Below are 13,668 nucleotides of genomic sequence, written 5' to 3' on the forward strand. Positions count from 1 at the left end.
AGGACAGAACATGACCAGCTCAAAGCTCTTCGAACCGCTGCGATTGCCCAATGGCGCGGTGATTCCAAACCGAATTGCCAAGGCAGCGATGGAGGAGAACCTGGCCGATGCGGATCACGCACCCGGACAAGCACTGGTCAGGCTCTACCAGTGTTGGGCGGAAGGCGGGGCAGGCTTGATCATCACTGGGAATGTCATGGTCGATCGCCATGCCTTGACCGGACCGGCCGGGGTGGTGCTCGAGGACGATAGGCACCTCGGCCGATTCAGGCTGTGGGCGGATGCTTGCCGCAGTCGTGGAGCCCAGGCCTGGATGCAAATCAATCATCCGGGGCGGCAGGTTCTGGCCGCCCTGGGACAGCCGGCGCGGGGACCTTCCGCAGTTGCCGTCGACATTCCCGGGCTGTCCAAGGCTTTTGCGCAGCCCAGGGCCTTGGGCGAGCAGGAGATCGAGGCGCTGATCCAGCGCTATGCCCATACGGCGGCACTGGCCGAGCGTGCCGGGTTCACCGGCGTTGAAGTTCATGCTGCCCACGGCTACCTGTTCAGCCAGTTCCTATCGCCCTTGACCAACCGGCGCAGCGACCGCTGGGGCGGCAGCCTGGAAAACCGAGCACAGATCCTCCTGCGAGCCGTCGACGCTATACGTCAGCGAGTGGCGTCGACCTTTTGCGTCGCTGTGAAGCTCAACTCGGCGGACTTTCAGCGTGGTGGTTTCGATGCCGAGGATGCGGCTCGGGTGGTGGAAATGCTCAACGCCAAGGCCGTCGACCTGGTCGAGCTGTCAGGTGGCAGCTACGAAAGCCCAGCCATGCAGGGGCAAACCCGCGACGGCAGCCGCTTGGCTCGAGAGGCCTATTTTCTTGAGTTCGCGGAAAGAATCGGGGAAGTCGCGCACATGCCGCTGATGGTCACCGGCGGCGTGCGCCGAAAGGAGGTCGCGGAGCGAGTGGTGAGCGATTCGGTGTCGGTGGTGGGCCTCGCCACTGCGCTGGCTATCGAACCGACCCTGCCCAGCCAGTGGAAGGAGGGGCAAGACACCGAAGTGAAGCCCATAGTCGTCCCCTGGAAGAACAGGGCGCTGGCATCGCTTGCCGTGGCGTCGGTGGTCAAGAAGCAACTCGGGTTACTGAGCCAGGGGAAGCGATCAAGGCCAAGGGTGTCGCCACTCATGGCATTGATCGGCAACCAGCTGAAGTCCCGTCGTCAGGCGAAACGCTACAGGCGATGGATTGGCCAAGCCTAGTGGGCACTCGAAACACTCGGTTCCATCAGTCCCAACCCGTCGGGAGGTGATGCGTTCTCAAGCAATCAACCAAGGGAGCCGGCCTTCCCCGGCTTGTGAGCCCAGCGGGCGGACGGCAATCGCCGGATGCAGGGAGTCGATCCGGAAACTGGACGCACTCACGCCGAGAAGTCGTCCCGCTGCAGTGCCTCGAAACCCCAACACCAGTGGCAACCTGAATGAAAAAAATACTTCTAAAAACAATATTGTTCGCCTTACCGAAGGTACTTGGCTTCACTGCCCGCAAACATCCGCAATTTCACGCGCGGCTCAAGCAGAAGAACTGCACCGCCTATATCGGCCTTCAGGACGGCAGCATCGGTCGCTTCCTCGAAATCCGCGGTGGCAAGGTGTTTTCGCGTGCCGGCAAAGCGGCAGAAGCGGATGTCAGCATGCTGTTCAAAGACCTGCCCACGGCCCTGAAATTCCTATCGCCCAATCTGGACATGGGCGAGATCGTCCACGCCGCCAAGAACTTCAAGGTCGTCGCCAAGGGGCCGGACCCTCTGGTGGTGTGGTTCACCCAGACGCTCAACCTCAGCCAGACGGTCGGGCTGGAGATGGGTCTGCCGATGCGCGACGGCACCCGGCGCTACACGACCTGCACCAACGGCGGACCACTGTTCGTCTATGTGAAGGGCGGCCTCATCCAGCGCGTCACGCCGCTGGAGCTGGATGAGAAAGATGCGCCGAGCTGGGAGTTGCAGGCGCGTGGCAAGACCTTCCGCCCCAAACGCCGCGCCCTGGTAGCGCCGCATGCCCTGTCGCTTAAATCCCTGGTTTATTCGGACAAGCGCATTCTGCACCCGATGAAGCGGGTCGATTTCGACCCGGACGGCGAGCGCAACCCGCAGAACCGCGGCAAGTCAGGCTATGTGCCCATAAGCTGGGACGAAGCGCTGAGCATCGTCGCCAAGGAAATCAACCGGCAGAAGCGCGTCCACGGCCCCGGCTCGATTACCTTCCCGATGTCGTCCCACCACCAGTGGGGCAATGTCGGCTATTACCTCAGCTCGCTGATGCGCTTCGCCAACCTGATCGGTTTCACCCGCGTCGCCGCCAACCCGGACAGTTGGGAGGGCTGGTACTGGGGCGCCATGCACCATTTCGGCAACTCCATGCGTGTCGGCGTGCCGGCCGGCTATGGCGCCGTCGAGGACTGCCTGAAGGAAGCCGAGATGATGGTCTTCTGGTCCTGCGATCCGGAGAGCACCAACGGCGCCTACGCCGGTTTCGAGGGGACGACCCGCCGCCTGTGGGCCAAGGAGCTCGGCATCGAGTTCGTCCATATCGATCCGCACAACAATCCTACCGCACAGCTCCTCGGCGGGCGCTGGATTCCGATCCGCCCGCAGACTGATGCGGCCCTGGCCACCGCGATCATGTACGTGTGGGCCGTCGAAGGCCTTTACGACAAGGATTACGTGGCGAACCGCACCACCGGCTTCGACGAGTGGAAGCGCTACCTGCTGGGCGAAATCGACGGTATTGCCAAAACGCCTGAGTGGCAGGAAGGCGAGACCGGTGTGCCGGCCAAGGACGTACGCGCCCTGGCCCGCAAGTGGGGTAACCGCAAGGTCTATCTGGCGACCGGCATGACTGGCGCCGGCTTTGGTGGCGCCGGCCGCGGTGCGACCGGACAACAGTGGGCACGTTGCATGATCATGATGATGGCCATGCAGGGCTGGGGAAAGCCCGGCGTCAATTTCGGCTGCCTGCAGATCGGGTCGCCGGTAGACCATCATTTCTACTTCCCCGGCTATGCCGACGGCGGCATCTCGGGCGAACTGATGTGGACCGGCAACGCCGTAAACAACTACCAGCGCATGCCACACATCCTGACCATGAACCCGGTCAAGCAACTGGTGCCGCGGCAGCAGTTGCCCGATGCCATCATCAATGGCCATGCCACCGGCTATCTCTGGGATGGCATGTCGCAGGAGGCGCAGTTCGCCCCCTTCACCTATCCGATGGCCGGCTATTCGCCCATCCACATGATCTACCGCTACGGCGGCTCGTCCTTCAGTACCGTCACCCGCTCCGGGCGCTGGGTCGAAGCCTACCGCCACGACAGCATCGAGTTCGTGGTCAACCAGTCGATCTGGATGGAGGGCGAGGCCCAGTTCGCTGATATCATCCTGCCGGCCTGCACCCAACTCGAGCGCTGGGACATCGGAGAATGGTGCAACTCAGGCGGTTACGCCCACCATGGCTACACCCTGGTCAATCATCGCGTGGTGTCGCTGCAGCACAAGTGCATCGAACCGCTCGGCGAGTCGCGTTCGGACTATGACATCTTCGCGGCCATCCTCGAGCGCCTGGGCTTGGGCGGGGTATTCACCGAAGGTTGCAGCGAGCTCGACTGGGTCAAGCGGGTATTCGACTCCTCTGACCTGCCGGATCACATCTCCTGGCGCGAGTTCTGCCGCAAAGGCTATTACGTCGTGCCGCCGGAAAGGCCCGAACTGCGACCGCCGGTGGACATGCGCTGGTTCGCCGAAGGCCGTCAGAAGGACCTGCCGGAGCCGTTTCCGCTGCCGTCGCAGTGGGCGGAAGAGTTCGGCAAGGGTTTGCAGACGCCCAGCGGCAAGCTGGAGTTCGTTCCCGAAACTCTCAAACGCCACACCAGGGACAATCCCGAACGGCCGGCGCTCAACCGCTACATCCCGTCCTGGGAAGGCCTGGGGACGACCGAGCTGATCGGCAAGTATCCGCTGCAGATGATCGCGACCCATTCGCGCTACAGCTTCCACACCTCCAGCGATGGCAAGAACGGCGTGACCAGTCGAGTGGCGGATCATCGTGCCCGCATCCTTGGCCACGATTTCTGGCTCTTGCGCATCAGCCCTGGCGACGCGGCTGCCCGAGGCATCGCCCATCGTGACCTGGTCAAGGTTTACAACGACCGCGGGGCGGTGATCTGCGCTGCCGACGTGTCGGCCCTGGTGGTGCCAGGGGTGGTCAAGTCCTATGAAGCGAGCGCCGAGTTCCAGATGCTGGAAGTGGCCGGCGAAACGGTGGAGATCGGCGGCTGCTTGAACATTCTCACCCCGGACCGGCCGCAAACCCAGGGTACCAGCAGCATGAGTCCGAACTCATGCCTGGTCCAGATCGAAAAATGGCAAGGCGCCGACGCGTTCAAGCGCCTGCGCGCCGTGGTGGGAGTCGCCCATGAGTAAGTGGAATCTGATCATCAACGTGGGGCGTTGCGAGAACTGCTACAACTGCGTGCTCGCCGAGCGGGACGAGCACGTTGGCAACGACTATCCGGGTTATGCGGCCCCGGCCTCCCTCGCCGACGAGGCACCGATCCGCATCCTGCGGCGAGTGCAGGGGGCGGCGCCGATGGTCGAGACGACCTACCTGCCGGTGATGTGCAACCACTGCGACGATGCGCCGTGCATGAAGGTCGGCGGCGACGCGATCAGCAAGCGTGCCGATGGCATCGTCGTGATTGATCCGGTGAAGGCCAAGGGGCGCAAGGACATCGTCCGCTCCTGCCCCTATAGGGCCATCGTCTGGAACGAGGAGCAGCAGCTGCCGCAGACCTGGATCTTCGACGCCCATCTGCTCGACGACGGCTGGAAAGGCCCGCGTTGCCAGCAGGTGTGTCCGACGGACGTGTTCGAAGCGGTGAAGCTCGACGACGAGGCGATGCAGGAAAAGGCGGGCAAGGAAGGACTGCGGGTGCTGCTGCCCAAACTGAACGCGAAGCCGAGGGTCTATTACCGGGGCCTGGATCGCTGGGACACGTGCTTTATCGGCGGCAGCGTCAGCGTAAACCTTGACGGCGTGGTCGATTGCGTTGCCAGTGCCGAAATCTCGCTCTTTCAGAGCGACAAGCGCATCGCGGTTACGTACAGCGATGCGTTCGGCGACTTCCGCTTCGGCGGCCTGGCCAAGAAAAGCGGCTGCTATCGCATCGAAGTCCGTCATGACCTGGACGAGGCGCAGCGTGAGTGCGAGCTCGACGAAAGCCTCTATCTTGGCGAGATCCGGCTGACGACCAGCCATCCGCGTTAGTGGGGGGTGCAGACGGCATGGATCACCCCAAGGAACTGAGCACATCACCTAGGAAAAACGCTCGAAGCACAACCGAGGAACTGCAACGCTTTCGCCAGCGAGGAGGCGGGGGGCTGCCCGACGCAATCCAGCCTCCTTTGAGCGCTTGCTTACTGGCGATTGCACACTAGAGCCTTCGGACCAGGGACGGCCTGCTTGACCAAAATATGGCAAGAGATGTCCCCCACCCAAGAAACCATCGTCCAACCGTTCTGCCGTACCATAGGGGATAGCATGTTCAAACCAGGTCATCTGCACCGCGCCAATCCACTCGATCTGCTGCACCTGCCGAAGTTCGACATCGACGTGTTCTACGAGGTCCGCCGCGACCCGGTCGAAGGCGTGCTGATGCATTTCAAAGTGGTCGGTACTATCGGGGGCCGCGAGTTCTGCGAAGAATTCGACATGCATCGCGATACCGCCTTCAACTTTGCCAGCCCGATCACCAAGGCAGTGGCCAAACACGGCCTGCCGCTCAACGCTGGTCCGATCATGCCCGAGCACACCGAATACGACGCTATGTTCGAGGACATCCGCCTGCAGCTCGGCGCTCGAACGGGCGAGCCCGTCGACTTCGATCACCTCGACAAGGACGGCCTGTGAACCCGCAGTAGTTCGCAGGAACGGCCATTCTTGGTCAGTCACGCCGGCGACAGGAAATCACCCTTGGCTGGGCTCAGGAAGTGGTGGGTATCGGCAGGCCGGCAATTTTCTTGGCTTTGGCGGGAGTAACGCCCAGAGCCTTGAGAATCATCTCGGCGACCCGCACATCGTGCTCCGCCACCGCACGCCCCTCGACAACCGAGCGCATTGCCCCAGTTGTGCAAGACACCACCATGTCCATGGCGATGCCTTCGTCCTCGAAAGTGAAAGCACCCTCGCGTAGGCCTTCGCGCAGGTCGCCAAGCACATGGGTGGCCAATCGTGAGCGCATGGCCTGGTCGAAATGGATGATGCGTAGCAGTGCGTTGGCCCATTGGTGGTCATCGGCGGCCCGGCGAATGAACATGCGCACGCCAATCGAAAGCCGCTGTGCACCGCTGCGCACGTCCGAGCTCAGGGCGGAGATGGCATCGGAGAACTCAGTCGCCAAAGTGATGCCCACCGCCTCTAGCACTTCTTCGCGAGTGCGGAAGTAGTTGTAAATGGTGCCGTTGGATACCTCCGCTTCTGCGGCCACCTCGAGCAGAGCGATCTCCCCTACCTCCTTGCGTGCAACAAGGCGCAGAGCTGCGTCCACCAAGCCGCGACGGGTACGCTCACGCTTTTTGTGTCCTCGCGTGAGCGGCGGGAGGGCGGCCAATTCTGGCGGTGGGGTAGGGGTGGGCATACTCAAGCTCGCATTCGAGAGGGCTCGCCGATGGTAAATGAAACGCTGTCGGCAGTGGAGTCGTCGCTGGCCAGCAGGTCAATGCAGGTTTGAATCAGCTTCGCTGCCTCTGTGCTGGGGGCATGGTGCATGATTTGGCGATCGGGGCGTACCACGACCAGCGTGCCCTTGGGCGCCAGCGGCAGAATGGCATGGTTGAGATCCTCGATGAGGGTAAAGCTGCCGGCAGGGCGCTGACCAGATGGCCCGATGTGCAGGAAGTTACCCCCTATCTTTACCCAGGAAACGACCTGGGCGGGGGAGAGCAGCGACAGCGGGTCGACACCGAATCCGACCAGCGTGAGGTGGTCTCCCAGGGCCTCGTCACTCCGATGCACCTGCTGCTGAGCATTGCGAACCCAGGCTTGAGGAAACAGTCCCCCGCGAACCAGCTTGTCGCCGCGGCGATGGGGCGCGAACAGGCCGTGCCTGAAGATGTTCTTGGGTTTGATCTCCAACTCCTCGAAGTACTTTCGGGTAGCCGGCGTCAACGCCAACGTGCGCATCAGCCCATGTATGAGGAAGGCTGCCAGTCTGTTCCTGGGCATTACCAGGCGGCCCATCAGCTTGGCCATATCGATCATGGCTTTGGCGTGGGGGCGGCGCTCCTCGTCATAGGAGTTCAGCACCGAGGCCGAGGCTTGGCCCCGCAGGACCCAAGCGAGTTTCCAGGCCAGGTTGGCGACATCGCGAAGCCCGGCGACAAGTCCCTGTCCTACGAAGGGGGGCGTAATGTGGGCCGCATCGCCTACAAGGAAGATGCGGCCTTTGCTGAAGCTGTTGCAGCAGCGGGCGTGGAATCGGTATACCGCTTTGCGCTCGATCTGCAGCTCGCGCGAATCGACCCAGGGCGCGACGAGTTGGGCGATGCTTTCCGGGCTTTCCATTGTGTCTCGCGTCTCACCCGGGTGCAGCATGAACTCCCAGCGCTCCCGGCCTCCCGGCGCGGGCATATGCGGAGCGGGGCGCTTCGGGTCGCAGAGGAACTCGACATGATCGATGGCAGATTGGCGCCGGTGGCCTGCGTCGACGATCAGCCAATCTTCGGCATAGGTCTCTCCTTCGAAGTCCTGGCCGATCAGGGTTCTGACCCTGGAGCTGGCACCATCGGCACCTACCAGGTATCGGGCGCGAACGAAGTGCGTATGGCCCTTCTGGTCCCGTACGGAGGCGACGACACAATCCGACTCTGCGGCCAGATTTTCGAGCTCGAGTCCGCTCATGCTGGTCACTGAATCGAACCGCGAGACCTGGTCTCGCATCGCGTGCTCGAGGTCGGGTTGGTAGAAGGTCACCAGCTTGGGATGGCCGTCGATACACCCCGCCGTGTTGGCCCGTGCGAACTGACCGAGCACCGGGGAGTGCATGCGTACTTCTGGAATCACGATCTTCTCGAAAGCGTCTTCGGTCAACCCGGCAAGTTGCAGGATGCGGAGCGCTTCGTTGTCCAGGGCAATGGCTCGGGGCATCAGGAGGACCTCGTGGGTCTTGTCCAGAACCAGTGTCTTTACGCCATAGCGACCCAGTAGTGCGGCGAGCGTCGCCCCTGCGGGGCCGTAGCCCACTACCAATACATCGACAGTTTCTGGAAGCAGTTCGGAGCAATTCTTGTTGTTCATACCGAGCCCTTGTTGTGATTGAGATCGTGAGACGCGAGGTCCCATCGTCAGGCAGATTGAAGGTATGTAAAATTGAGATATTTTTCAATATTGATGTTTTTGTCATTTGTTGCTGGGATCATTCCTGCGCCAAGCTGAGGCCGCGTGGGCTCTCCCCAGGACGGCCTGAGCAGGGAAGTCGTGCGCGGCTGCCCGCCTGCCGCCTGGAAGGTTTCCGACCGGTGAGGCTTGGCTCGCGCATCAATCAGCGTTGTCATCGGAGCAACGGAGCCCGTTCCAGTCCCCCGACGCATAACTGTGTTTTGTTTTAGATTTCAGGAATCAAACGTGGCGCGTCCGCAGCCCCATCCGAGCCCAGTCCAGATCCGCTTCGTCGACTTCGAACTCGACGAGGCCAACGCTTGTTTGTTGCGCAACGGAAAGGCCGTGGCGCTGGCGCCTACGCCCTTCACACTCCTGTGCGAGCTCGCACGTCAGCCGGGGTCGTTGCTGACCAAGGATGCCTTGCTCGATGCTGTGTGGGGCCATCGGTTCGTCAGCGATTCGGTGCTGAAGACCGCCATCAGCGAACTCCGCACAGCGCTTGGCGACGACCCCAAGCGGCCTCGCTTCATCGAGACTGTGTCGCGGCGGGGCTATCGCTTCATCGCCGCGCCGTCGCCTGCGCCTTCGATGCCGCCTGCACTCGAGGCCGTGCCGACGGCCGGCGCGCAACTGTCGTCGCCATTCATCGGTCGCGCCAACGCGATCTCAAGGCTGCAACGGGCGTGGGAGCGGGCGCATGGTGGCCAGCGCGCAGTGGTCTGGCTCGCCGGCGAACCGGGGATTGGCAAGACCGCACTGATCGAGCATTTCGTCGCCAGCCTTGGCGGCATCGCCTGCGCACGCGGCCATTGCATGGAGCACTACGGCACCGGCGAGCCCTACCTGCCGGTGCTGGAGGCGATGGCCGATCTGTGCCGCAGCGACCCCGCCCTGCCGGTACTGCTGCGCGCCGTGGCGCCGACCTGGCTGCTGCAACTGCCTTGGTTGAGCAGTACGGAGGAGCGAGATTCATTGCGGCGCGAGCTTGCCGGCGTCGGTCCGGACCGCATGCTGCGGGAAATGGGCGAACTACTGGACCGTTACACGGAGCAGCGGCCGCTCTTGCTGGTGACCGAAGACCTGCACTGGAGCGATCGGGCGACCGTCCAGCTCATCGACTACATCGCGCGCCGACGGGGCCGCTCGCGGCTGATGTGGCTGGCGAGCTTCCGCGTCGCCGAGGTGGTGGCGCTCGATCATCCGCTCAGTTCGTTGCGCCACGAACTGCGCGTGCACCGGTTGTGTGAGGAAGTGGTACTCGACCCGTTCTCGGAAACCGAGGTCGCCGACTATGTTGCGCAGCGTTCGGCCTCGCTGGCCCGCGATGAAGCCTTCGTGCGTGCCCTGCACGAGCGAACCGACGGTGTGCCGCTGTTCGTGTCGTCAGTCATCAGTGAAGTGATGGACCGGGCGGACGACGACGCCACCATCGAGGCTCGACTGGCGAATGTGGCGGTCCCCGAGAATCTTGCGGCCATCATCGATCACTACATCGCCAAGCTCGGGCAGGAGCAGCGTGCCCTGCTCTCGGCGGCGGCGGTTTGCGGGGGCGAATTCCGGATTGAGACGGTTTCGCTGGCCCTCGAACGCGACCTCGCTTCGCTGGCCCACGCCTGCGAGGAGCTGGTGCGCGAGCAGGTGTGGCTCAAGCCGTCGCGAGCCTCCGATGGTGATGAGGCGGAGATGCACTACTCATTCCGGCATGCTCTCTTCCGCCAGGTGTTGTACGACCGCACACCGCGCCCACTGCGCACCTACTTCCATAGCCAGGTTGGCGCTGCTCTGGAAGGCGAGCGTGCGGTCGGCGTGACGGTTGCTGCCTCGGAGTTAGCGATGCACTTCGACCGGGGGCGGCAGCCGATGATCGCGCTGCTCTATTACGCCGAGGCAGCGGAAGCCGCGCTGCTGCACTTCAGCCCGGCCTCGTGCATCGGTCTCACCCAGCGCGCGTTGGTCCTGCTGCAGCAGGCGCCGGAAGGGCCGGAGCGCGACTCACTCGAAATTACCTTGGCCACGCTGCAGGGGGTGTCGGCTTTCCACACACTTGGCGTCGGCAGCGAAGCCAGGAACGCGTTCGAACGCGCGTACACGCTGCTGGCGGATGCCCCCGAGCATCCGATGCGCTGCCGCTTGCTGCATGGATTCGGCCATCTGCTGAGTCTGCGCGGTGACTATGAGCTGGCGCTGGCGGTAGCGGAACGCGCCGAAGCCCTCTCGTCCAGGACGAACGATCCAGCGCTCATGCTGGCGGCGTGCATCGTGCACGGCGAGGTGCACCATCTCCAGGGGCGCACGCAGGCGACCCGCAGTTGGCTAGAGCGCGCCCTCGCGATCGCCGAGCCGCTGGACATCGGGGCGAACGAGGTCTTCGCGGCCGACCCCCAGGCCATGCTGCACGGCATGCTGGCCATCGAGCTGGTTCGTTCCGGTCTGGTTGAACAGGGCCGGGCCTACATGCAGCGGGCGCGGACCCGCGCACAGGCGCTGCGCCAGCCCATGACCTGGCAGGTTGTCGCCTGGCAGGAGGTGTTGATCGAAGTGCGGATGGGGAACCACGTGCGCGTGGCAGCGTTGGCCGACGACATGCAGGCGCTGGTCGATGAGTACTCACTCGCACTGGGGCGTACGGCTTGTCGCTGGTGGCGCGGCTGGGCCGACGCGCGCAACGGCGCGCCGTACGACGGCTACCGCTGCATCCGCGAGGCCTACGAAGAACATACCTGGCTCGGCATGCGCTCCGGTGCCAGCGAGGTACTCGGCTACGCCACCGAGGCGCTGCTGCTGGCGGGCGATCTCGACGGCGCGATGGCTGAGTTGCAGGAAGCATTGAGGGTAGGGGAGGAACTGGGCGAGCGCGTGTACCTGCCGCAGCTGTTGCTGCTGGAGGCTGCGATCGCGCGGGCGCAGGACCGGCCTGACGCCGGAAACGCCGCAGCGCGGCGCGCGATTGAAGAGGCGCGCGCCCAGGAAGCACCGTGGCTGGAGCTGCTCGCGCTGGTCGAGCTGTGCGGGCACCACAACGCTGCAGTCGAGGAACGCCAGGCCCTGGCGGCGCTGGTTGACAGGTTGCCTGAAACTGAGGGAACCGAGCTGGTGCAGCGCGCTCGCTCGCTGCTTCAGGCGGCAAAGTCCGCTTGAGACGATAAGGGCGCCCCCTTCATTTGCTGGCGCAGTTACATCGTGCCCGCCACGCCGTTTCTCCGCAGCGGGCACGGCAGCGGGGCCCCGTCCTTGGGATGAGCTCAAGTGCAAGCGCCAGGCCCTTTTTGCGGTGGCGCGTGCGGTTACGACCGAACTCTGACCTTTCGCTTACGACTCGATCTGGGGACCGGCCTACGCTGTCGTCGAACTTCCTTGATCCCCTGGTCTGCAATGAACCTGAACCCTGAATCCAAGTACCCGAGTCGCCGCTCCTACGTAGTGAAGCTGCGTAGCGACGCCACTCCGGGGGTCCTCGTGGGCCGCCTCGAAAACCTGGTCTCCGGGCGTCAGCGCGAGTTTTCCTCCGCCGAAGAGCTGCTGGTATCGATTGCCGCCGACCTCGTATCGGCGGCCGGTGAGCACGCGGAGGACGTCACCGATGAGTGACGTTTCCAGCTTGAATGAGCGCTCGAAATGGCGACCGAACTGCGACGCTTCGCTGACAACTCTGCGTGCGTCGTGCCCTACGCTGCTGCAACCTCGAATCTGCACGAGTCCAATCCGATGCCGCGACTTCCAACCCTACATCCGTTGACCTGCCTCGTCGGGAAGACGCCCCTGCAACATGCCGAGCGCCTGGCCGGCGTCGTCGCTGGTGCGGCACTCGCCGCGTCCATCGCCCTGGCCTTGACCGGTTGCTCCACGGAGGTCGCCAAACCGTCGGTGGACCTGCCTACCGGGTTCGCTGCAAGCACGGCCTCCGAGATGGAGCCCGAAGCTGCATGGTGGGAGGTTTTCCACGATCCGGTGTTGTCTGATCTGGTGCGCCGCGCGATGCGCGAGAACCGCGATGTCAAGATCGCCGCAGAGCGCGTTCGCGCCGCACGCGCTGGTGAGACGATCAGCCGCTCCTGGCTGTTCCCGAGTGTCGGCCTGTCAGCCTTAGGCACTGACCGCAGCACGGGCTACGACACCGCCAAGAAGAAGGGCTTTCCAGACGCCGAGGCTGTCGGCGCGGGCCTGGACGTTTCTTGGGAGCTTGACCTGAGTGGCCGCCTGCGCGCTGGCGCGGCCGCCGCTGAAGCCGAGGCACTGGCTGCGGAGCATGGCGTGCGCGGTGTACGCCTGCTGGTGATGAGCGACGTCGCCAGCAACTACTTCACGCTGGTCGGTGCGCTGCGCCAGGTCGAGACATTGCGTGCAATCTCGGCGGCGCAGGATGAGACGCTGCGTCTGGTTACCGCGCGACACCGTGTAGGGCTGGCAACCGCCTTCGACGTCGAGCGCGCACAGACCGATGCCGCTTCGGCGCATGCGCAGATCCCGCCGCTGGAGACGCTGGCTGCCGTGGCGCGGCACCGCATCGCGGTGCTGATCGGCGACCAGGCCTTCAATGCTGCGAGCATCCAACCCTCACGCGGCGATATGCCGGTGCCCGAGGCCCAGCCGGGCCAGCCCGCCGAGCTGCTGCAGCGCCGGCCTGATGTGTTGGCGCTGATGGCGCAGCTCGATGCGGCCAATGCACGTCGCCAGCAGGCGGCGGCCGAGTGGTTCCCGCGGTTGTTCCTCGGAGCATCCTTCGGGCGCCAGAACTTGGAGTTGAACGGTCTGGACCTCGGCGCCGCCCGCTTCACCAACGTGGCCGGCCTGCTCACGATGCCGATCTTCAACGCCGGGCGTACGCGCGCGATCAACGAGGTCGCCGAGAGCGGTCAGCGTGAGGCGCTGCTACGCGCCGAGGACGGCATTGTGCGCGCGCTCGAGGACGTGGAGAACGCCCTCGTCACCCTGGCGCAAGAACGCCACCGCGTCGAGTCGTTGCAGTCGGCCTCCGAGTCCGCGGAGGCCGCGCTGAGCCATGCGCAGTCGCTTTACGACCGAGGGCAGATCGACCTGCTGCCGCTCCTGGATGCGCAACGGGCGCGCCTGGCGGTGCGCCTCTCCGCAAACGACAGCAATACCCGTTTGCAGCTCGACAGCGTGCAGCTCTACAAGTCGCTGGGTGGTGGCTGGCAGGTGTTCGAACAACCCGCCAACCCTACCGCAACCACCGCTGCCGACCGTCCGCCACTTTCCTAAGAATCCGTCGTCTTCAAAGAGGAACCGCC

Annotated in this window: 9 protein-coding genes; 7 read left to right on the forward strand and 2 right to left on the reverse strand. The window is 63.9% G+C overall.

Annotation, left to right across the window (positions count from 1 at the left end):
• Nucleotides 1-10: 10 nt before the first annotated feature.
• The 4 genes from THL1_RS13220 (at nucleotide 11) to THL1_RS13235 (ending at nucleotide 5,950) form a co-directional block, all read left to right on the forward strand.
• The gene (locus THL1_RS13220) at nucleotides 11-1,246 is read left to right on the forward strand and encodes an NADH:flavin oxidoreductase/NADH oxidase family protein (protein WP_069083690.1); all 1,236 of its coding nucleotides are present in this window, start codon (nucleotides 11-13) and stop codon (nucleotides 1,244-1,246) included.
• A 245-nt stretch (nucleotides 1,247-1,491) separates the two neighbouring features.
• The gene (locus THL1_RS13225; protein WP_202969629.1) at nucleotides 1,492-4,464 is read left to right on the forward strand and encodes a molybdopterin-dependent oxidoreductase; all 2,973 of its coding nucleotides are present in this window, start codon (nucleotides 1,492-1,494) and stop codon (nucleotides 4,462-4,464) included.
• Nucleotides 4,457-5,308, forward strand: coding sequence for a 4Fe-4S dicluster domain-containing protein (locus THL1_RS13230; RefSeq protein WP_069083692.1), 852 nt, complete (start codon nucleotides 4,457-4,459; stop codon nucleotides 5,306-5,308). The genes THL1_RS13225 and THL1_RS13230 overlap by 8 nt, the downstream gene beginning before the upstream one ends.
• A gap of 273 nt (nucleotides 5,309-5,581) precedes the next feature.
• Complete coding sequence (locus THL1_RS13235) at nucleotides 5,582-5,950, forward strand: DUF5064 family protein (RefSeq protein ID WP_069086513.1); 369 nt, start codon at nucleotides 5,582-5,584, stop codon at nucleotides 5,948-5,950.
• 73 nt (nucleotides 5,951-6,023) lie between these two features.
• Here THL1_RS13235 and THL1_RS13240 read toward each other — a convergent pair whose 3' ends face one another.
• Together THL1_RS13240 and THL1_RS13245 are read right to left on the reverse strand one after the other, a co-directional pair.
• Nucleotides 6,024-6,677 (reverse strand): TetR/AcrR family transcriptional regulator, encoded by a 654-nt coding sequence (locus tag THL1_RS13240; protein ID WP_069083693.1) that lies wholly within the window; start codon nucleotides 6,675-6,677, stop codon nucleotides 6,024-6,026.
• Nucleotides 6,678-6,679: 2 nt separating this feature from the next.
• The gene (locus THL1_RS13245) at nucleotides 6,680-8,335 is read right to left on the reverse strand and encodes a bifunctional 3-(3-hydroxy-phenyl)propionate/3-hydroxycinnamic acid hydroxylase (protein ID WP_069083694.1); all 1,656 of its coding nucleotides are present in this window, start codon (nucleotides 8,333-8,335) and stop codon (nucleotides 6,680-6,682) included.
• A 327-nt stretch (nucleotides 8,336-8,662) separates the two neighbouring features.
• On the opposite strand from THL1_RS13245, the gene THL1_RS13250 reads away from it, so the two are divergent.
• From THL1_RS13250 to THL1_RS13260, 3 genes are all read left to right on the forward strand, one after another.
• Complete coding sequence (locus tag THL1_RS13250) at nucleotides 8,663-11,557, forward strand: AAA family ATPase (RefSeq protein WP_069083695.1); 2,895 nt, start codon at nucleotides 8,663-8,665, stop codon at nucleotides 11,555-11,557.
• 234 nt (nucleotides 11,558-11,791) lie between these two features.
• The gene (locus THL1_RS13255; protein WP_069083696.1) at nucleotides 11,792-12,007 is read left to right on the forward strand and encodes a hypothetical protein; all 216 of its coding nucleotides are present in this window, start codon (nucleotides 11,792-11,794) and stop codon (nucleotides 12,005-12,007) included.
• Between the two features lie 117 nt (nucleotides 12,008-12,124).
• Entirely contained in the window at nucleotides 12,125-13,639 is a 1,515-nt protein-coding gene (locus THL1_RS13260; RefSeq protein WP_069086514.1) for an efflux transporter outer membrane subunit, read from the forward strand.
• The last annotated feature ends 29 nt before the right edge of the window (nucleotides 13,640-13,668 follow it).

Origin of the sequence: Pseudomonas sp. TCU-HL1, from assembly GCF_001708505.1 — a bacterium.
Lineage (GTDB): Bacteria > Pseudomonadota > Gammaproteobacteria > Pseudomonadales > Pseudomonadaceae > Metapseudomonas.